The organism is Natranaerovirga pectinivora (assembly GCF_004342165.1).
Taxonomy (GTDB): Bacteria; Bacillota; Clostridia; order Lachnospirales; family DSM-24629; genus Natranaerovirga; species Natranaerovirga pectinivora.
Genome location: NZ_SMAL01000002.1, coordinates 249,335 through 270,819, shown reverse-complemented (window position 1 = coordinate 270,819; position 21,485 = coordinate 249,335). Strand labels below are relative to the sequence as shown.

The 21,485-nt window shown below is 33.8% G+C and carries 17 protein-coding genes, 1 other RNA gene and 1 pseudogene; 7 read left to right on the top strand and 12 right to left on the bottom strand.

What is annotated here, in order from left to right:
- Window positions 1-407: 407 nt before the first annotated feature.
- Both EDC18_RS03755 and EDC18_RS03750 read right to left on the bottom strand, forming a co-directional pair.
- Window positions 408-731, bottom strand: a pseudogene (locus tag EDC18_RS03755) (GyrI-like domain-containing protein); the annotation flags it as partial.
- A 174-nt stretch (window positions 732-905) separates the two neighbouring features.
- On the bottom strand, window positions 906-1,562 hold the full coding sequence (locus tag EDC18_RS03750) for a pentapeptide repeat-containing protein (RefSeq protein WP_132250439.1): 657 nt from the start codon (window positions 1,560-1,562) through the stop codon (window positions 906-908).
- A 247-nt stretch (window positions 1,563-1,809) separates the two neighbouring features.
- Here EDC18_RS03750 and EDC18_RS03745 point away from each other — a divergent pair, with 247 nt between their 5' ends.
- From EDC18_RS03745 to EDC18_RS03730, 4 genes are all read left to right on the top strand, one after another.
- Window positions 1,810-2,064 (top strand): YuzF family protein, encoded by a 255-nt coding sequence (locus EDC18_RS03745; RefSeq protein WP_207669158.1) that lies wholly within the window; start codon window positions 1,810-1,812, stop codon window positions 2,062-2,064.
- A 415-nt stretch (window positions 2,065-2,479) separates the two neighbouring features.
- Complete coding sequence (locus tag EDC18_RS03740; protein ID WP_207669157.1) at window positions 2,480-3,670, top strand: collagen-like domain-containing protein; 1,191 nt, start codon at window positions 2,480-2,482, stop codon at window positions 3,668-3,670.
- A 57-nt stretch (window positions 3,671-3,727) separates the two neighbouring features.
- A complete protein-coding gene (locus EDC18_RS03735; protein ID WP_132250437.1) occupies window positions 3,728-4,825 on the top strand; it encodes a tetratricopeptide repeat-containing glycosyltransferase in 1,098 nt (365 codons plus the stop codon).
- A 4-nt stretch (window positions 4,826-4,829) separates the two neighbouring features.
- The gene (locus tag EDC18_RS03730; RefSeq protein WP_132250435.1) at window positions 4,830-5,918 is read left to right on the top strand and encodes a tetratricopeptide repeat-containing glycosyltransferase; all 1,089 of its coding nucleotides are present in this window, start codon (window positions 4,830-4,832) and stop codon (window positions 5,916-5,918) included.
- 82 nt (window positions 5,919-6,000) lie between these two features.
- Here the strand turns inward: EDC18_RS03730 and EDC18_RS03725 are convergent, their stop codons facing one another.
- Window positions 6,001-7,017, bottom strand: coding sequence for a collagen-like domain-containing protein (locus EDC18_RS03725; protein ID WP_132250433.1), 1,017 nt, complete (start codon window positions 7,015-7,017; stop codon window positions 6,001-6,003).
- A 337-nt stretch (window positions 7,018-7,354) separates the two neighbouring features.
- Here EDC18_RS03725 and EDC18_RS03720 point away from each other — a divergent pair, with 337 nt between their 5' ends.
- A complete protein-coding gene (locus tag EDC18_RS03720; RefSeq protein WP_132250431.1) occupies window positions 7,355-9,094 on the top strand; it encodes an ABC-F family ATP-binding cassette domain-containing protein in 1,740 nt (579 codons plus the stop codon).
- 417 nt (window positions 9,095-9,511) lie between these two features.
- On the opposite strand, the gene EDC18_RS03715 is transcribed toward EDC18_RS03720, so the two are convergent.
- From EDC18_RS03715 to EDC18_RS03695, 5 genes are all read right to left on the bottom strand, one after another.
- Window positions 9,512-11,503 (bottom strand): endonuclease MutS2, encoded by a 1,992-nt coding sequence (locus tag EDC18_RS03715; protein WP_132250429.1) that lies wholly within the window; start codon window positions 11,501-11,503, stop codon window positions 9,512-9,514.
- A gap of 503 nt (window positions 11,504-12,006) precedes the next feature.
- The gene (locus EDC18_RS03710) at window positions 12,007-12,336 is read right to left on the bottom strand and encodes a tRNA-binding protein (RefSeq protein ID WP_132250427.1); all 330 of its coding nucleotides are present in this window, start codon (window positions 12,334-12,336) and stop codon (window positions 12,007-12,009) included.
- Window positions 12,337-12,548: 212 nt separating this feature from the next.
- Window positions 12,549-13,508 carry a GNAT family N-acetyltransferase gene (locus EDC18_RS03705; RefSeq protein ID WP_132250426.1) on the bottom strand — a complete coding sequence of 320 codons (960 nt, stop codon included), beginning with the start codon at window positions 13,506-13,508 and terminating at the stop codon, window positions 12,549-12,551.
- A 134-nt stretch (window positions 13,509-13,642) separates the two neighbouring features.
- A complete protein-coding gene (locus EDC18_RS03700; RefSeq protein WP_132250424.1) occupies window positions 13,643-13,915 on the bottom strand; it encodes a CD3324 family protein in 273 nt (90 codons plus the stop codon).
- A gap of 829 nt (window positions 13,916-14,744) precedes the next feature.
- A complete protein-coding gene (locus tag EDC18_RS03695) occupies window positions 14,745-15,185 on the bottom strand; it encodes a DUF4362 domain-containing protein (protein WP_132250422.1) in 441 nt (146 codons plus the stop codon).
- Window positions 15,186-15,826: 641 nt separating this feature from the next.
- Between EDC18_RS03695 and EDC18_RS03690 the strand changes: the two genes are divergently transcribed.
- Together EDC18_RS03690 and EDC18_RS03685 are read left to right on the top strand one after the other, a co-directional pair.
- Window positions 15,827-16,690, top strand: coding sequence for a phosphoribosylaminoimidazolesuccinocarboxamide synthase (locus tag EDC18_RS03690; protein ID WP_207669155.1), 864 nt, complete (start codon window positions 15,827-15,829; stop codon window positions 16,688-16,690).
- Window positions 16,687-17,517, top strand: coding sequence for a methyltransferase domain-containing protein (locus EDC18_RS03685; RefSeq protein ID WP_132250418.1), 831 nt, complete (start codon window positions 16,687-16,689; stop codon window positions 17,515-17,517). Before EDC18_RS03690 ends, EDC18_RS03685 begins: the two co-directional genes overlap by 4 nt.
- A 125-nt stretch (window positions 17,518-17,642) precedes the next feature.
- Here EDC18_RS03685 and ssrA read toward each other — a convergent pair.
- From ssrA to rnr, 4 genes are all read right to left on the bottom strand, one after another.
- Window positions 17,643-17,994, bottom strand: a transfer-messenger RNA (tmRNA) gene (ssrA, locus tag EDC18_RS03680).
- A 133-nt stretch (window positions 17,995-18,127) separates the two neighbouring features.
- Window positions 18,128-18,595, bottom strand: a complete 468-nt coding sequence (smpB, locus tag EDC18_RS03675; RefSeq protein WP_132250416.1) for an SsrA-binding protein SmpB — start codon at window positions 18,593-18,595, stop codon at window positions 18,128-18,130.
- A 76-nt stretch (window positions 18,596-18,671) separates the two neighbouring features.
- Window positions 18,672-19,250: a DUF421 domain-containing protein gene (locus EDC18_RS03670; RefSeq protein WP_132250413.1), complete on the bottom strand. Its 579-nt coding sequence runs from the start codon at window positions 19,248-19,250 to the stop codon at window positions 18,672-18,674.
- 67 nt (window positions 19,251-19,317) lie between these two features.
- Complete coding sequence (gene rnr, locus EDC18_RS03665; protein WP_132250412.1) at window positions 19,318-21,447, bottom strand: ribonuclease R; 2,130 nt, start codon at window positions 21,445-21,447, stop codon at window positions 19,318-19,320.
- Between the last annotated feature and the right edge of the window lie 38 nt (window positions 21,448-21,485).

The following is a 21,485-nucleotide window of genomic DNA, read 5'->3' as shown; positions in this document are numbered from 1 at the left end:
GTCCTTCCACACCCTGATCCTAACTAAGAAAAAATCAAAAAAACCCAAGGCCAATTAGCCTTGGGTTCATATATAATCAGTTTTATAAATGATTTCTCATTTCTTAAAGAAACTGATGGAATATATCCCTAATCACTAATAGGATCTTTGCAGCTTGAATCTTAAAAATGGACGCACCTCTCCCGTAAACAGGTGAAATTGCTATCATTAAAGATTCAAATGTAATCCATCTTAGTGTCGTACTCATAGGATTTATTACCATCTCCAGCCCTTGGACTGTGTTCCTTTCATAATCTTATGAATTTTATTATAGTTAATTCTTTAATATTTGTCAAACAATTTTGCATAACAGAAATATTTTTATGATTTCTCTAATATACAGAACATATTATTCATTTGTAGAGAAATTATTTTTTAATTATTGGTATCCAAATCTCACATTTATAATCTTCATCACTTATGTTCCCTGGAAGATACACCTCTAGCTCCGGTGCATCTGCATGCTCATATCCAGTTGCTGGAAACCACTCTGAAAAAATACGTCTCCATATATCCTGCATCGCTTTAGGTAGTGGTCCAATTGATTCAAATACTGCCCAAGTAGCTGAAGGCACCTCTTTTTCAACAAAGTCTCCAGCCAGTCCCACCTCTGGTTTTTCAACAGCAATAACATACGCAAACTCTTCATTTTCTAGATCAAATTCCATGCATACTCCTAGTACCCCTAAACTTCCAGCTACCTTATTTAATTGTTATACAATCTTTCAATCTATTAATCCACTCCACAATATTCTCCCCTTTCAAACTAAGTATATCAATGTACTAATTATTTCTCCTGCTATTCTGTGCTTTCAATTGACTGGTTAGGGACAGGAATGATGTTTGTTTAAATCACCACTATTTATTTACTCCTTTATAATAAGTCCGAATATTTTCGAAAAGTCTACTGCTTGCATAGGAGAAACAATTGCCCCCCTAATATCTTCAGGTTGTATACCTACTCCTTCAAAGTTGGAATTACTCAAGTCTATTCCTGACAAGCTAGTTCCGGACATTTGACTTAGTATAAAACTGCATCCTCTAAACTCAACCTTATCCAATTTACTGGTTTGAATATTACTATTTTGAAACATACACTCTGATAGGATTACATTTTTCATTTGAATATAATTCATTAGAATAAATTGACCATTACAGTTGTCCATATAAACATTCTGAAGTGTTGCATCATTGAGATTTAAACCCATTAGCTTGCAGTTTATAAATTCAGTTCTATGTATAATTGCCCCAAGAAAATTTGCATTTGATAAATCACAGTTTTCAAATCTTACATCCGTAAGCTCTAATGCGTTTAATGTGATGCCTTTAAAATCAACCTTATTAAAAACCACACCTTCAAATTCTACTTTGTTAGCTTCTCGTGTTTCTATCGTATAGTCTGATATATAGATATTCTTAATAGAAGCTTCATCTTCAACATCAATAGTTTTTATACACGTTTGTTCAATACCCTTTATGAATTTAGGCTTAATTACTTTCGGCAGAACTTGCTTATTATTCATAGTCAGTCTCCTAAATTTTATTTTTATCTAAGTACTTATTACGCTCAATTTTCAAACAATATTATAATTTTATCATTATAAGATTAAAAAATCCATGCTAATAAGTAATCTACTCTTTTCAACGTGTATTTTAACAATGGCGCGTTTCGAGATCAGTGTTCAACTTTGTATACCTTAAATGTAACTTTTTCAATAGCTGTTAAATATGATATAGTGCTATATATTAATTTATTTGGGGGTTAAGATAATGAGTTATCACTTATATCAAATGCCAAAGACAGAACATAGACAGTCCTATCAATATATTACATTGGTAGATCCTTACGTTGTAGAAACATTAAAAACGATTATAGGACGTTCAGCAGTGATTGAAACAGTCAGAGGAAACCTACAAGGTATAATAGAAGATGTAATGCCTGATCATATTGTTGTAAGGTCATATGATAGTGACACGACCTTCTATGTTCGCATACAACAAATTGTCCATGTTATGCCGACTTAAAAAGAAAGGATTCTTTGCTGTCGATATATATTTATTAAGCCTAAATTTACTCTTAATCTAAAAAACCCGGGAACTTCTAACTAATTGTTAGAAATTCTCGGGTTAGATATCATTATCGATAAAACTTATAATGGTTATAGATTCTTTTTGAATAAATTTGATAATAGTTTAGCACTATTCTTTACTTATACTTTTAATATACATGAATCGTAGTATTCAATCCACCAGAAAACACCAGAAGTATCCCGTTGTCTTTCCTTTGTCTTTTGCATTAGCAATATTTTTTATTTCTATCACTACTTTTATTAACCCTCATATATTAACTATATAGCCTATATATACTATATTTAAGCTTGTTTTAACAAATTTATAGAAACTTCTTTAATGTAAAGTTAATTGAAAAGGAGGTGCATACATGCGCAAAAATAATAAAGACTCCTTAAAACGTGGCAATAATTTGGGTTGCTGGGATATGGGTGGTAATACTGATTGGCACAATAATCGCAAATGTCCAGAAAAACCTATTGGGCCTACTGGCGGTCCTACTGGACCTACAGGTCCAACCGGTCCGACAGGGAATACTGGCCCTACTGGTCCAACTGGTCCAACTGGGGATACTGGCCCTACTGGTCCAATGGGTCTAGCAGGGGATACTGGCCCTACTGGTCCAACTGGTCTAGCAGGAGATACTGGCCCTACTGGTTCAACTGGTCTGACAGGGGATACTGGCCCTACTGGTCCAACTGGTCTGACAGGGGATACTGGCCCTACTGGTCCAATCGGTCCAGCAGGAGGTCCAACAGGGGATACTGGCCCTACTGGTCCAATCGGGCCTACTGGACCAACAGGCGACACGGGTCCAACTGGACCTATTGGTGATACTGGGCCTACTGGAACTATTGAACCCAACCCATTTGATGTATATGTTCAGGCAGGAGCAATTGGTGGTGATGGTTCACAAGCCAATCCATTTGGAACTATACAAGAAGGCGTGACAGCTGTACTTCCAACAGGAACTGTTCATATCCTAGGCGGAACTTACCCAATAACTTCTCAAATAACAGTTAATAAAGCTGGGGTAACATTACAAGGATATCCAAATACTCTGGTAGAGCTCCAATCACCTGTGATTCCATTTCTTGTTACAGGAGACGGTATAACCATAGACGGCTTAACGATTACAAGTGATATCCCATATGCTGTTGAATTTATTCAACTTGCTGGAACCAATCATAAACTTATTGACAATGTTATATATGGACCACCTCAAGCAGGACCATCAACAGATTGGGTTGTCAATCGTGGGTTTGTCACACAAGGAAATGTGGAAAATCTAATTGTTCAGGATAATATTTTTTATTCACTCAGACAACCTGCTTATTTGAATCCAAATTCAACAGGTCATATCGTCAACAATGTCGTCTACAATACCCGTGGTTTCGTTGTAGATGGAGCAATATTTGTTTTCTCTGGCAATTCATGGGGTATTCCAGAAAATGCCGTTGATATTGCATTGTTAGTTGGGACACCAGCAGGACCACCATATGATCCATTATCCGAGTTATCTGCTAATAATAGTGATGCTACCATTAGTGATCAGAGGTAAATATCAATACACTTTCCCACCCACTAAGTGGGTGGTTTTTAATGAAAGGAGTTTCCATTGAGTAAATATAAAATATGTGTTTATGCAATCTGCAAAAATGAAGAGCAATTTGTTGAGCGTTGGATGGATTCTGTTAGTGAAGCCGATATTGTCATTGTAACCGACACAGGATCTACTGATTCCACCGTTGACAAACTACGTGAGAAAGGCGCTACCGTCTATATAGAAGAAATAAAGCCTTGGCGATTTGATGTTGCAAGAAATATTGCCTTAAATCATATTCCAGAAGATGTTGATATCTGTGTGTCTACCGACCTTGATGAAGTGTTTGAAACAGGTTGGAGACAAAAACTTGAAGCAGTGTGGACACCTGATTGTACAAGAGCAAGATATCTATTCACCTGGAACTATCATGAGGATGGCACACCAAACAAGCAATTCACTATGGAAAAAGTTCATCGACGCAAGGGATTTCGCTGGGTACATCCCGTACATGAAGTCCTTGAATATAGAGGAACAGATAAAGACCATTCTGTTTGGGTTTCAGGTATGGTTTTAAATCACTATCCTGATTTATCAAAGCCAAGACATCAATATCTCCCTTTGCTAGAACTATCCGCACAAGAAAACCCTGATGACGATAGAGGCGTTTTTTGGCTAGGAAGAGAATATATGTATTATGAGAAATATAATGAGAGTATTTCTACTCTAAAAAAATACTTAGATATGCCAACAGCAGTATGGGATGAAGAAAGATGCGCTGCAATGAGATTTATAGCTAAATGCTATGAAAAAACAGGTAATTTACAAGAATCTAAAATGTGGCTTTATAAAGCCATTGCAGAGTGTCCACATATACGTGAACCTTATGTCAATATGGCACAGTTAGGGTATCTTGAAAAAAATTGGCCCCTAGTAAACCTTATGACAAATGAAGCATTAAAAATAAATAACAAAACAGGAAGTTATCTTCTCGAACCAACTTCTTGGGACTATACCCTTTATGACCTTGCTGCAATAAGCAATTACAGACTTGGGTTGTATAAGAGATCCTATGAATATGGTAAAAAAGCCTGTGAAATGTCTCCATCTGATGATCGACTAAAAAATAATCTCTCTTTAATAAGTTTTAAAGCGGAAGAAAATGAGAGGTGATATTTTGAATAAATATAAAGTATGTGTCTACGCCATCTGTAAAAACGAAGTACAATTTGTTGATCAATGGGTTGATTCTATGAATGAAGCAGATCTTATTATTGTTACAGATACTGGTTCTGATGATGGTACCGTTGAAAAACTTCGTGAGAGAGGCGTTATCGTACATGTAAATCTGGTCACGCCTTGGCGTTTTGATACTGCTCGTAATATTTCACTAGAGCATGTTCCAAATGATATTGATATTTGTGTCTGCACTGACTTAGATGAGGTTTTTGAAAAAGGATGGAGAAACTGCCTTGAAGAAGCTTGGACACCAGATACAAAAACAGCTAATTATTTGTATAATTGGAGCTTTAAAGAAGATGGTACCCCTGACGTACAATTCAACTACTTTAAAGCCCATTCTAGACATGATTACAAATGGCAACATCCAATACACGAATGTCTAAAATACGTAGGCGCATCTCCTGAAAAAAAAGTATTTGTTACAGGCATGGTTCTAAATCATTATCCCGATACAACTAAATCAAGAAGTACTTATCTGCCATTGTTAGAAATGGCTGTAAAAGAATCACCTGAAGATGACCGTATGACGTATTATCTAGGTCGAGAGTATATGTATCATGACATGTGGGAGAAATGTATTGAAACATTAAAAGGGTATTTAGACCTTAAATCATCTGTATGGAAAGAGGAGCGATGTGCTTCAATGAGATGGATTGCAAAATCATACTTTGAGCTAAAAAATCCTACACAGGCATACTGTTGGTATTATAGAGCTATAGCAGAATATCCTTTTATGAGAGAACCCTATATAGAATGTGCTAAAATGGCATATTTAATAGAGAATTGGGAAATGGTCTTTTATATGACAAAAGAAGCTTTAAAAATAAAGGAAAAATCATCCACCTATATTAATATGGGCTATTGTTGGGATGATACCCCTTATGATCTAGCTGCACTAAGTTGTTATTACCTTGGATTACATGAAGAATCCCTTATTCATGCAAAAACAGCACTTTCATTAAATCCTAATGATAAAAGACTTATGAATAATATACAACTTATAGAAAACAAATGTATCCATTGATTTTAATCATCAAAAAATCAGCACAATGTCTCTATATATTGACATTGTGCCTTTCTTTTTTATTGTACCATACTACTTTCTTCTATGCGATTTGCATGATAACAAGGTGTGCTGAAACCGGCCTTGTACCTCCTGCTAGCGGTGTGATGGTTAGTGCTGCTGCATTGCCAGCAGGATTTCTTACAGTGAGTATTGAATTTATAGTTGTCGTAGTCACAAGAGCCATTCCTACTATCTGAGAAGTCCCTGTTGCTCGCCCCACTACTGTATATACTAAATCAGCACCATTTAAAGTCAAAATCAATTGACCTGCTTCGGTCACACTCACTTGAAATAAAACTTGATAAGTGCCTATTAGTGCCAAGTTAAATGAACTTGGACCAGTACGGGCAATGTCAGATCCACTAGTTGGACCATCTTGTGGGAAGCTTACATCTGTTCCAGGTGCAACTGTTGCTGCATTATCAGGTGGCATCAAAGCATAAAAATCTGCATAGTTTAATACACCGCCTGCTGGACCTGTTGGGCCTGTTGGGCCTTCTGCTCCGGCTGGACCCGTTGGGCCTGTTGCTCCTGCTGGACCTGCTGGGCCTGTTGGGCCTTCTGCTCCTGCTGGACCTGCTGGGCCTGTTGGGCCTTCTGCTCCGGCTGGTCCCGTTGGGCCTGTTGGACCGGTTGGGCCTCCCGCTGGGCCTGTTGGACCTGTTGGACCCGTTGGACCTGTTGGTCCTCCTGCTGGGCCTGTCGGTCCTGTTGCCCCATCTTCCCCCGCTGGTCCCGTTGGGCCTGTTGGACCGGTTGGACCCCCTGCTGGACCGGTTGGTCCGGTTGGTCCTGTTGGTCCTCCTGCTGGACCTGTTGGGCCTGTTGCTCCATCTTCTCCCGCTGGTCCCGTTGGGCCTGTTGGACCTATTGGACCCGTTGGGCCTCCTGCTGGGCCTGTTGGGCCTGTTGGGCCTATTAAACCTGTCCTTCCTCTTGGACCTCTTGGGCAAATTGGGCATTGCTTTTCCCATTTATTGTCTTGGTCAGAGCACTTATAATATCTTTTTGTAAAACACCCTCTATTAAGGTTATTATCATCATTACAATTATTCATATAATCTATTCACCCCTATCAATTAAGTTTTTAACTTGTCTTATTTCATCATATGTTTTTTAGAATAAAATGTTTCTTGATAGGTATCAATTTTTGAACAATCATTAGAAGTTGCTCAATATTCTTAATAAATCTGCTGCTATTTCTTTTTGTGTTTTTTTACTTAGAGAATTACATGATTGAAATTAGTAAAAAAAGGTGTTATGCTAACCACTGAAAAGCAAAAAATATTATCCTTACTATATAATATTGAATTTCAAAATTTCTACTGGCAATATTATATACTAAAGACTAAATTTATAGGCTCTTTCAAATGATAAAGTGAGGTAATAATAATATGATAAAAGCAGATAACTTGTCCTACTCGTTTCCCCAAAAAGAATTATATAATAATATTTCATTTTCATTAGAAGATGATCAACATTGCGCTTTTATAGGGACAAATGGAAGTGGAAAAAGTACATTAATAGATATCATTATGAATCCAGAAAGATATATGTTCGATGGTAAGTTAGAAATAGACCCTAATTGTAGAATTGGTTATGTAAGTCAGTTCTCCCAACTAGAGAATAAAAATGATATTACAGTTTTCGAATATATAGGACAAGAATTTATTAAACTACAAAATGAAATAACATCCATTTGTGCTGAAATGGAAACATCTATGGATATTGAAATTTTACTAGAAAAATACCAAGAAACTTTAGACGCATTTAATGCAATAGGTGGAGATGATTTTGAAAGCATCATAAACAAAAAACTGAATCTAGCAAACCTAATGAAGCATAAAGATCTAAAGGTATCTGAGCTTAGTGGTGGAGAATTCAAACTCATACAAGTAATTAAGGAAATGCTCAGTCACCCTGACTTAATCATAATGGATGAACCAGATGTATTCTTAGACTTTGAGAACCTTAATTCTCTTAAAAACCTAATTAACTTCCATAAAGGAACACTATTAATTATTACCCACAACAGATATCTATTGAATCATTGTTTTAACAAAATTCTACACCTTGAAAACATGGACCTCCAAGAATTTGATGGAAGTTTTATAGATTATAACTTTTCATTACTTCAAACTAAAATCGAGTTACAAGAATTGGCTATAGCCGATAGTGAAGAAATTGAGAGAAATGCTATTTTAATCAATAACCTAAGAAATATAGCAACTCGTAATTCTGAAGCTGCTCGAGGAAAGTCTCTAAATGCTAGAGTCAAAATTCAAGAAAGATTAGAAGCAAGACGTATTAAAGAACCTTTTGTAGATATTAAACAACCGAATATCATTTTTGATATGGATAATGAGTTGGAAGAAATCGTTGCTTTAAAAGTTAATAATTACAGTGTTTCCTATGATGAGATACTTTTAGAAAATGTTAATTTCGAGATTAAGTCTACTGATAAAGTGGCTCTTATAGGATCAAATGGTACTGGAAAAACCACTTTATTAAGAACCATTTTTGAAAATGATAGTGATCTAATTGAAATTAATCCTGATGTTAAAATGGCTTATTTATCTCAGCATCAAGGGGAAACACTAAATGAGGCTAATACAATACTTGAAGAGTTCTTCGATGCAGGTTTTAAAACCAATGGAGAGATTATATCCTATCTTTCAAACTATGGTTTTGACGAAGAAATAATCGTTCAAAAAATAGGGTCCTTATCAGGCGGAGAAAAAAATCTACTCCAATTAGCTAAAGTTTCTGCTATGAGGGCAAATGTGTTGCTTCTAGATGAACCCACAAGTCATTTAGATACATACTCACAAATAGCACTTGAAAAAGCCGTAGAAAACTATAAAGGCGCTATTCTAATGATCTCTCATGATTACTACTTTATATCCAATTGCATGGATTATGTTCTAATTATTGATGATAAGACCCTTAGAAAAGTGAGTATGAAGAAATTTAAAAGGAAAATCTATGCTAATCATTTTAGTAAGGAATATTTAGAACTTGAACAAAAGAAAAAATCAATTGAAACAAAAATAGAATTAGCTCTAAAAAATAAAGACTTTAAACTTGCAAAATCTTTATCTGAAGAGTTAGAAGAGCTGATTAAGTTGCTTTAAAGGATTCTCTACAACAGTAATTAAATCAATCAAACATAGTAATCCATATTCTATGTGGAATGCTATGTTTAAATCATTTAAAAAATTTGTGAGTTGACCTGATTAAAAGACACCATATTTTAATGACACTTTTGTGTCACCAAATATGGTGTCTCTTCATACTAAACCCTTTGATCTAGGGCAGTTCATTAATAGAGGTGAACCATTGGGTTTCTTATCCACTAAAAGACAATATAAATGTCTCCTTATCTTCGTAGGTTAAAGAAAACCTCCATTTTCATTATAGAATGAATCACAAAATCTTATACGCCCACTTACATTGCTTTCATTTGATTTATTAAGAAAATTAATTTTTAAATACTTATTCTCAGGGTTGTTTTCCGATAGAAGAATTCTGTATTGCAATGCAGGTTTGCCTTATTCAATCCCTTTTTTATTTTCTTCTAGCACAATGGTTACATTTGGATCATGCTTTTTAGTCATACTTTTCCTTGCCTTTCTATTGTCTGCAGAATCAAAAATAATAGAAAAATCATAATTTGGAGGATAAAGTTCACTTGCGCTAATGAGTAACTTTACAAACTTATGATTAACAAGCTTTTTTTCTTTCTTAATTTGTATGCCAATCTCACCTTTTTCATTAGCTTCTTTATATACAATTCCAACTTCCTTTTGAGGATACACCGTAACACTGTCTCCAATATTAAAGTGTATGTTCTTAGTTGGATCTAGCTTTTTCGTTTTAGTTTGTTTCTTGATGGGTTGTGTAATTATAGAATGGCTTTTTTGAGCATTACTTAATTGAGCCTCCGAACTCTTTTTCAAATTATTTAAGTCATAATGACTTTTCTTCTCAACCACATCTTCCTTTCTATAAGCTACTGCATATGCCCGTTCTATAATCTTTTGTTCTAATCCTAATCTTTTTGCAATATACAATGCACAACTTTCTCCCTCTTCCCCAATCTCTAATTGGTACAAAGGCAATAGATTTTTTCGATCAAACGCCATTCTTGCATTTATAAATCCTTGTGTGTTCTTAGCAAATTCTTTAATCTCAGGATAATGGGTTGTTGCAACGAGCAAACATTTTTTCTTGGCAATTTCTTCTAGAATTGCAATAGCAAGCCCCATGCCTTCTGCCGGATCTGTTCCTGAGCCCAATTCATCTAATAACACAAGTGATTGGTCATCTGCTGTATTTAATATATGAATAATATTTTTCATATGAGAAGAAAAAGTAGATAAGTTTTCTGCTATACTTTGGCCATCTCCAATATCACAGTGTATATCATTATTCATACAAACACTGGCTTCTTCTGCAGGTATATGCAAACCACTTTGAGCCATAAGCGAAAATAACCCAACCGTTTTTAAAGTAACTGTTTTTCCCCCTGTATTAGGACCAGTAATAACAATCCCTCTCACAAATCCTTTCTCTTTGATGCTATCGCCAAGATAAAAATCTAGTGGGACCGCTTCCCCCTCTGGAATAAGGGGGTGTTTACCGCCTTTTATTTTAATAACCCTATCTGTAGTTATTTGTGGTGGCACACCTTTCATAGACAGACTTAACTTTGCTTTGGCAAAAATAAAATCCAAGGTTTCCATTGCTTCTATATTAACTTTTATTAATGGCAGATATTCTTCTACAAGGGCTGTTAATGTGTAAAGAATTCTTCTTACCTCATTGTCTTCTTCTATGTGTAAGGTTGACAATGCCTCTTGCTTCTTACTAATTACAGAAGGCTCAATAAAGTAAGTTCCCCCACTTTTTGAAGTGTCTATAACGGTTCCATTCACCTGACCTTTATACTCTTTTTTTACAGGCAAAGTGTAACGCCCATTGCGGGTTACAACGAAGCTTTCACTAAAATAACCACTATTGCCACGGAGTAGACTCTCTATTTTACTTTTTATTTCTTCTCCCAATCGGTCTATTTTTTTACGCGTATTTGCCAGTGCACTAGATGCCCTATCCTGAACAATTCCTCCCCTTATGGCATTTTCTATTTCTTCTTCTAACACTCCTAACTCATGAATAGAATTTCCATAAAACGCAATTTCTTGAGCTGTACTTTCTGCTCTTTTTAGATACTGTTTCATCCTTCTACAGGTCGTTATGAATTGTTTTACCTCATTAAACTGTTCTGGCAATAGCATAATGTCTTTGCCAAGTAAAGCGATTACTTTTTCGATTTGCGTAGTTGATCCCATATGGGGATTTCCAATACTTTCTATGATTTTTTTTCCTTGTGTTGTTTCCTGCATTTCTCTTATGACTTCTGATTCATCCATAAAAGGCTTAAGGGCTTTTATCTTAATCTTACTACGCTCTGACAGTGCATACTCAGAAAGCATATAAAGTATTTTATTAAATTCTAGTAATTCGAAAGTTTCTTGTTTCATTGTGAATTCCTCCTCAAAAAAATGCCCGCAAAAGCAGATTACATAAATATGTAGAATGCTCCTGTGGGCATAAATACTGAAAAGTCATTTTTTAACATATTCTATATATAAAAAATAAGCGTTACAATTTTATTTGCAACACTTACATTATACATTTCCGCCCATGATAAAAATGAAATTTCAAGATGGTTTATGAAAGCAATCTGTAAGGTAACTTTTAAGGCACAAAAAATAAGCGGTATTAAATACCAAAAAGCACCTTAAACAACTATATTTAGTTGAATCTCACCATTCCAGATACAATTAACAAAAAAACCATCCTTTCACTTTTAAATTTAAGATAATTCTAGACTATTTTTATTTATATGTCAATACTTTGAGTTTTTTTCCTGAAGTTATAGGGTAAAAAATATTTCTAACCCAATAAGGATTTTAATAGTTTGCTGTTAATTTTTCTTATGTATATTTCTATTTTTTTTGGGTTCATAATATAATCATGTAAATCAACCTAATTTATCACCTTTTTTTACAGGCTGTTCTGGTTGAATTAACACAACTCCTTGTGACCCATATATCCCCAAGATTAACACTTCTGACATGAAATCACCAATTTGTCTTGGGGGGAAGTTTACTACTCCTAAAACTTGCTTGTGAATCAGCTCTTCTTTTCTATAGCATTCAGTTATTTGGGCACTTGATTTTTTTATACCAATTTCATCACCAAAATCAACCCATAGTTTATATGCAGGTTTTTTAGCTTTTTCAAAACTCTCTACTTTAATAATCTCTCCTACTCTAATATCTATCTTCAAAAAATCATCAAATGTAGCCATATTCTATTTCCTTCCTTCTTCTATACAGATTTTCGCCAATAAATCAATATAAAACATATTAAAGTGAGGCGTTTTTGTCAATCAACCGTCCCCACTGTTCCATGTAAGAATTTTTGTACAACTTAACACTCGTTATTATTCCTGTAATGATCGTGAACCTTGATTTTTCATCAGCCATATACATAACAGGGAAAGTCAAGCGCAGTTTTCTATTAGTCATTTATATTTTTGTTGATCGTTCTTCTCATAGATAATAACATGGGATTAAAGTATTTTTTCCAAAACTTATTACCATATAAGTTTGATGTTTCAAAATCCACGTGAATATACCTGGCGTTAACTTCTCTACAGTAGTTATTTACAGTTTGTAGTAGTTGACTTCCTATCTTTTTATTTCTATATTCTACTTTTATATAAGTGCCAATTTCATTTATCAAACCACAATCTTTCACTGATAAGTCTATACAATTATTATGATCAGTAATACTTAAATTCATAAACCCAATTGGTATCTCTTTATCCCATGCAATGAACACATTACTCTTTAAAATCAGTTCTTCAATCTCTTTTAATGTCAATTCATCTCTTTTTAGAAATAAAGGTGCGGCAGAATAATAGTGATTTGATTCCTTCACAAGCTCATATAAAACATCCGTATCTTTAGTGGACGCTTTTCTTATATCATATGTAGCATTTTCACTATATAAAATATTGCAGTCACTAAATGCATCTATTAAATACGAACCATACCCTAAATCAAATAATATTTTTTTCAATTTATCATCATTATAAAAAATTGTCCACATATGATTAAAAATGCTTTTATTAACCCATTCCTGTGAAATGCTTTTATATAACGCATGATATACTTTTTCCTTATATTCTTCAGTAGCCGCATGTCCTATTGCCGGACAAAATACTGAATTCTCGCCATTAAAAGGGAATTTATCATATGCTAGAAAACCTATGACTTTATCCCCTAACTTTGCAACCACGGCACTTTTCTTCTTTATTTTGTTCATAAGAAATTTTTCTAGCAGTTCTGTTTGTTCTTTCCAATACGAAGGAAAACTACCGTGGTTACAGTAGCGTTCGTACTGAGTCACCCATATTTTTTCTGCCTCTAGAATATCTAAGTCGGTCAAATTGCTTACTTTTAATTCATCATTCACTCAAACCACTCCAATCAATTTATCATTCTATTCCATAAATCATTATAACAAATATGTCTTTACATTATTGGTTCTACCTCTTTTCAGAAACAAAAAAGCACTATAAAATATTCTTTTATAATGCTTTTTAATAACTATTCTCTATTTAATTTTGAAATAATTCTATGAATCCAGTTAGGTGACAAATAGTATGTTTCAGCGAGTTTTTTCACTGAAATACCGCTTTTATATTTACTATAAATAGTGAGGTTTCTTTCATAAACTTCATTCTTACTTCTTGTTTTGTCTCCCCAAGACTTTCTATTATCTTCTTTTCTTGGTATGTAGATATATTCACCATCAACATACTTTTGAATTATATCAATTAATTCTTTTGGTAAAATATCTGATGCTTTTTTATAGCTCAATTTGCTCCTCCTAGTAAATTATATATTAGGATTAAGCAAAGGCTATTTGATATTCATATCATGCAATAGCCTTTGCTATGCATAATGATCTAATTTAAACAAACAATACCTCCTTCTGTAATAGATCTATTCAATTATTGATTATAAAGTTTTTCAAATGATTTCTATTAATAGTATATATGAGTTTTAATTTTATTTCAATAATTTCCTTAATATCTATTGTTCCTTTTATTACAGTACTGGTCAAGCTAAAAGCTCTAAACTTTCTTCTTCTATTTCTTTTAAAAAGGTTTCTAACTCACTCAAATACTCAACTTTTTTTGACATATAATTAAACTAAAACAATGTTCTTCTCTAACTTTTTTACAAATATATTTCTCAGACTACCATTAATATCTATAGTATATTATTTTAAAAAACAAATAACCCGCGAACCTCCAACCAATTGTCTGAATTTCGCGGGTTATAATTTATGGAGGTATGGGGAATCGAACGAATACACCTCTATTTCTTTATGTTTAGGTATGTTTACATTATTTGTAATTACCCTCTTTTAATATTGATTTATGTTTACTTTTATTTATTTGTATTTTATGCTATTTTTAGTGCTAAGTCACTTTGATGACACCACAAAATGACGGGAATTAAACCCATCATTGTTGTTTAGTTTTATTCTTGAAAAGCCCTTGATTTTATGCGGTTTTTAGCATGTAAAGTACACACCAAGTTGGATAGGATAATATAAAAACTAACCATTTAGATGTGTACTTTTTTATATTTAAATTAAAAGTAAATAGTAAGTCAGATAAAAAGTACTCAACATTAGATTTTATAGTTGCATATTAAAAATAGTATAAGTAAAGATTAGTGCTAAACCATTATCAAATTTATTCAAGAAGAAGCTATAAGCATTATAAGAATTATAATAAGTTTTATCTATAATTATATCATAGCCATAAGAAATTATGAATTCATCGTAAACATCACCATCATATCTAGAAACATCTATAGTCAATTTTAAGTATTCTCCATTGTACTCCAATATAGAAAGAGTAGGTGGTCCATCAATACCAAACATAGTAATTCTTATTTTATCTGGAATCCCATTATTAAAATTACATAAAAATTTTACGAGTTGATCTATATTAAATGACTGAGCTAATGGAGTATAAAGGAGATCGTTATTTTCTAAAGCTATTTCTACGGTATACTCTTTAGGTAAAGATAATAATTCTTCTTCAGCATTTGAAAAAATATAATTATTTGACATTATATATCAACCTCTTTTATTAATACTATTCCATTAATTAAAAATATGTGTTTTAATTAATTTAGTGACTTTTCCTCTATTTTATTAGAAATCACATATTTGATTTTAAATATTATTATGACACATAAGTCAAATTTCAAGGGAATAAATACTAAAAAGGACAATATTGAATTTAGTAATATATATGAATATACACATATTATATTACCTCAAATAATTATTACATAACCATACAGATTCCTAGTTGTATTTTTACGTGTTATTAAGTGACGTACAACACCGACATAAATACCTATTCCGTTTTGACTATATAACCCGTTACCTTATTCTTAAAGAATCCAATTTTTTCAAAGGCCTTGCTATATAACTGAGCTGCTCTATTCCTACTATTTTGATCAAACCCCTTTTTAATGATGATTATAATTAATACTCCTTTTACCTTTAATTTTTTTGTAGTAAATGATCATTTGAAATTGGTCACCTCGCTATAGTTTGACTATTTTTATCCCAAATATTCTTTTTTTCAACCAGCAGTTGATTTTTATGTTAATATCAATTATTGGATTATTGAAACTAAGTATATAACTATACTATAATATAAATTATGAACTACATCTTCCTAAAAAGAAAGGATCATTTATATGAAAAATATAAGCAGTGGAAAAGTAAGAGATATTTACGAAGTGGATGAAAAGCGTTTGTTAATGGTTGTATCTGACAGAATTTCTGCGTTTGATCATATTATGCCAAATGATATTCCACAGAAAGGCATCCTATTAAATCAAATGTCCGCATTTTGGTTTGATTATGTTTCAGACCTTATTCCAAATCATGTACTTTCCACAAAACTAGATGATTTTCCTAAAGAGTTTCAAAATGAATCATTTCAGGGTCGAAGTATGTTAGTCAAAAAATTAAAAATGCTTCCCATCGAATGTATCGTTAGAGGTTACCTTTCTGGTTCTAGTTGGAAAAGTTACCTTCAAACCAGTGAGATATGTGGAATCAAAATACAAAAAGGCATGAAGGAAAGCGAAAAATTACCAACACCAATATTTACTCCTTCATCAAAAGCACATTCTGGAAGTCATGATGAAAATATAACTTTTGAAAAAGCCATTGAACTTTTAGGGGAGGATCTTTCAGAAAAAATCAAATCCAAATCCATTGAAATCTATGATAAATGCGCGCGCTATGCATTAAGTAAAGGTTTAATCATTGCCGATGCAAAATTCGAATTTGGGCTAGACAATAATGGAGAACTTATAATTGCTGACGAAATTTTAACGCCTGACTCAAGCCGATTTTGGCTTCTTGACACTTATGAAATTGGCCGCTCTCAAGACAGCCTAGACAAACAGTATCTTCGAAACTGGCTAAGTATGAATGGGTATGCAAACAAACTCCCCAATTATTTGCCTCAGCATGTTATTGAAATGACTAAATCCAAGTATTTAGAATGCTACGAAAAAATAATGGGGCAATCATTTGAGGTAATCATATGAAAAACATTGTGGGCGAAAACATCGCGCGATACCGTAAAGATATGGGGTTGACCCAAGAAGAAATAGCAACTAAGCTTAACATCACCTGCCAAGCCGTCAGTAAATGGGAAAAGGGACACTCTTCTCCAGATATATCGCTTTTGCCTTCGTTGGCATCTATCTTTTCAGTGAGTATCGATAAAATTATGGGTTATTCTCATAACTTTGATTCACGCTCTTACTATGAAGACCATTACAATAAAGAAGAATATTTTTGGGGCGTTACCCCCTCCACAATGTGTTTAAAAGTCCTCGAACTCTTGCCACCAACAAAGCCTTTAAAGTTACTTGATATTGGTTGTGGCGAAGGAAAGGACGCCGTGTTTTTTGCCAGATGTGGCTATTCAGTTAGTGCTTTTGATATTTCAAATGCTGGCATTGAAAAAACCAAAAGACTGGCTGATAAAGCCAATGTCTATGTCGATGTGTTTAAAGCCAATATATGGGATTTCAGACTGGAGCAAAAGTTCGATATCCTTTTTTCGAGCGGTGTATTACATTATATAAAACCAGAACTAAAAGAAGAAATATTTCTTAATTACAAAGAATATACCCAGACCAATGGTCTCAATGCAATGCACTGCCTTGTCGACAAGCCATTTATCCGTGAAATACCGGGGAAAAAAAGCCATTCTCAGCATTGGAAATCTGGTCAGTTGCTTTCTCTTTATGATGATTGGTATATTGAAGGCTGTGAGGAATATGTTTTCGACTGCCATTCAGGGGGTGTATCACATAAACACGCTGGAAATAGGGTGTTTGCTAGGAAAATATCACATCTGGAATAATAAATGGATTCATTATGGGGGCATTTAATTTTTGAAAAAGTTCGAGGAAGAGATAGGTTTTCCAAGTGGCCATATGAAATTGAAAAAGCCTTGTAAACACTGTGTTTACAAGGCTTTTTCAAAATTTATGGAGGTGAGGGGAATCGAACCCCTGTCCGAAGACCCATTTATTACAGTATCTCCCATCACAGTCGCTATTTTAACATTCCCTCACTACAACGCCTAACGACAGGCTTTGTAGGTTAGTAGCTTCATAATTCTTCTTCCTACTCAAAGCTTTGTAAGAGAAGTTCCCCGCTTCATTTGATGTTAACCCACAGCCGCGGGTTACTGAGAGTTAACAAGCTGCATTAAGCAGCTAATGCGAAATTATTTTCGTCTGCGTTTAATTTATTTACCAGGTTGTTGACGCAGTCCCAGAAAGCTGCGGATGGCTCCTCTAATATCTGATGCCCCCGTCGAAACCAGTACACCCCCGTACTAGTATTAGACGAAAAATAAATATTAGGTGCATAACCTAATTTATACTACTTTTGTGTTTTTGTCAATGTTAGTATATTACAACATAGCAAAATTATTACTATTAAGATTTATTGAACTCAAATTTAAACTAATTTAAATTCTTGATTTTAAACTCTTTTTCTGCCGCACGTCTTTGATCTTTTTTAGCAATATCTTGACGTTTGTCATAAAGTTTTTTACCTTTTGCTAGACCTATTTGAACTTTTACTAGACTCCCTTTTAAATATACTTTCAGGGGGACTAAGGTATAGCCTTTTTGAGTAATAGCACCTTGAATTTTATTGATTTCGTATTTGTGAAGCAATAATTTTCTTGTTCTTAATGGATCTTTGTTAAATATATTCCCTTTTTCATAAGGACTGATATGCATATTTAGTATATTAACTTCTCCATCTTTTGGTCTAACGAAGGATTCTTTTATACTGCATTTGCCCATACGAATTGACTTAACTTCAGTTCCTGCTAGAACGATGCCTGCTTCGTACTTTTCTTCTATAAAGTAATCGTGATATGCTTTTTTATTCTGTGCTATTAGTTTAATACTATCTTGGCCCATTTTAACACCAACCTTATATTTGTTGCGGTACCCTATATTATATCATATACATTAACAATTTCAAGGGCTTTATTCTTTACTCTAGATATTCAGGATAGTGTTTTCTTGGATTAACTAATTCATCAAAAAGTGGGGCTATTTCTTCTTGTGGATTGGCTTCTTTTGTAATGTACTTAGCCATTAATTTTTCAAATTCTCCAATTGTAAGGGGTTGTGCTTCTCTTATTAGTTCCACACCTATTTGTCCATTGGCTTCACAGGTAACTATTTTTGCATCCTTTATATCTTTTACACCTTGTTGACGAAGTCTAACTTCTAATTGGTCTACAGTCATTCTAATCTTTTTCAGATTGGTAGCATTTAATTTCCCATCTTCAATAACGATAACGGCATGACCTTTTAAAAGCTTTTCTACCCAATTGTATTTGACTTGGCCCACTTCCATAACCAATAAAAAGGCTATAAATGTACTAGCGCCAACAATGGTTTTCCAAACACTTGTTTCTACGATTGGCTGTATGATTAAGTTCCCTATAGAAATCATTATAATGGTCTGTGGAATGGTTAACTGGGATATGGATTTTCTACCTGCCAGTCTTAGTAATAACACGCCAACAGTTAATAATATTAAAGAATCTGATATTACCTCTAACATTTAATCACCTCTAACTATACTAGATAAAGCGTATAATATCCCCCACAGTAATGTGGGGGATTAAAGGTTATTCTACCATTTCAAAATCTATGGTTTTCTGTATCTTGTCAGTACCTAAAACTCTTATATTAACTGTATCACCAATTCTATATATCTTACTGGTGCGTTCTCCAACAAACATATATTTTTCTTGGTCAAAAATGTAGTAATCATCGTCTAATGCCGTCACATGAACCAATCCTTCTACTGTATTAGGCAATTCCACATAAATACCCCAACTTGTTACCCCTGAGATAACACCTTCGAATTCTTCACCAATGTGTTTAGACATATATTCTACTTTTTTAAGTTTGTTTGTTTCTCTTTCCGCTTCTTCTGCTCTTCTTTCTAATTCGGAGCATTGTTTTGTTACTTGAGGCAATATACTCTTATAATGGGCTATTTTTTTCTCATTTAACTCACCGTTTAGATTCTGCTTGATGATTCTATGAATCTGTAAGTCTGGGTATCTTCTAATTGGTGATGTAAAGTGAGTGTAGTATTTTGCTGATAGACCAAAGTGTCCATCATTGCTTGCTGTATATCTTGCCTGCTTCATAGAGCGTAATGCCAAACGGCTAATAATTGGTTCTTCTGGCTTGCCTTCTATTTCAGACAGTAATTTTTGAATTTCTTTTGGATGAATGCTTTCCTTATGACCTTTGATACGGTATCCAAAATTGTATATGAACTGTCCTAATTTCTGTATTTTTTCTGGATCAGGCAATTCGTGAGTTCTATAGACAAAAGGAAGCTCTTGCCAGTGATAGTCTTCTGCTATGGTTTCATTGGCTAATAACATAAATTCTTCAATGATTTTAGTAGCCACATTTCTATCATAAGCTTTTATATCTATTGGTTCCCCTTGTTCATTTAAGATGATCTTACTTTCTGGGAAGTCAAAGTCTATAGACCCTCTTTGTTTACGTTTTGTTCTAAGAAGCATTGCTAGGTCTTCCATATCTTTGAACATTGGTACCAATTCTTTGTATTCAGCTATGGTTTCCTCGTCATTTTCTTCAAGTATTTTTTTAACTGCTGTATAGGTCATTCTTCTATCTACATTGATAACTGTTTGTTCTATTTTATGTCCAATTACAGTACCATTTTCATCTAGGTCCATAATACAACTTAGAGCCAATCGGTCTACATTTGCATTTAGTGAACATATACCATTGGATAATTTGTGAGGTAGCATAGGAATAACCCTATCTACTAAGTATACGCTTGTGGCTCTAGTGATGGCTTCTTTATCAAGAAATGAATTCTCTTTTACATAGTGAGTAACGTCTGCTATGTGTACCCCTAATGTGTATTTTCCATCTGGTTTTTTAGTGATTGTGATGGCATCGTCAAGGTCTTTCGCATCTTCACCGTCAATGGTTACTGTTTGCCAATCTCTAATATCCAATCTGTTTTTTAATTCTTTTTCTTGTACTTCTGCTGGTATGCTTTCAACTTCTCTCATAACTGCTTCAGGAAAATCAACTGGAAGGTTAAATCCTCTAACAATTGAAGTAATATCTGTTCCTGGATCGTTTACATGCCCAATGATTTCAGTGATACTACCTTCTGGGCTTCGTCTTTCATTACCATAGTTGGTTATTTCTACAATTACTTTATGACCTGTAACAGCGCCTTTGTCATTGGTTTTTGAAACGAATATATCTTTAAAGAGTTTTGGATTGTCTGGTATTACGAATCCAAAGTTACTGCTTTTATCAAAAGTACCAATAACTTCTGTAACACCACGTTCTACGATTTGAACAACTTCTCCTTCTTTTCTTCTTCCACTTGGTTCACTAACAATTTTGATTAATACTTTGTCTTTGTGTAATGCACCATTGGTATTATCACCTGGTATGAAGATATCGTTTTCTTCTTCTTCCACAACAACAAAACCAAACCCTTTTGGGTGGCCTTCAAATACACCTGATATTAAGTTCAATTTTTCTGGCACTGCGTACTTGCTTCTTTTTGTTTTTATGAGTTTACCTTCTGCTATTAATGTCTGCAGTACTTCATCTAATATATGTCTGTCGTGCTGGGGTATATCTAACAAAGCAGCTATTTCTTTTATTTTTAAAGGTCTATATTCTGGGTGACTCACTAAGTCCATAATTATTTGTTTTTTTGTATCAAATTCGATATTATTCATAAAATCCACCTACTTTTCAAAGAATCTTTATCTTAGTA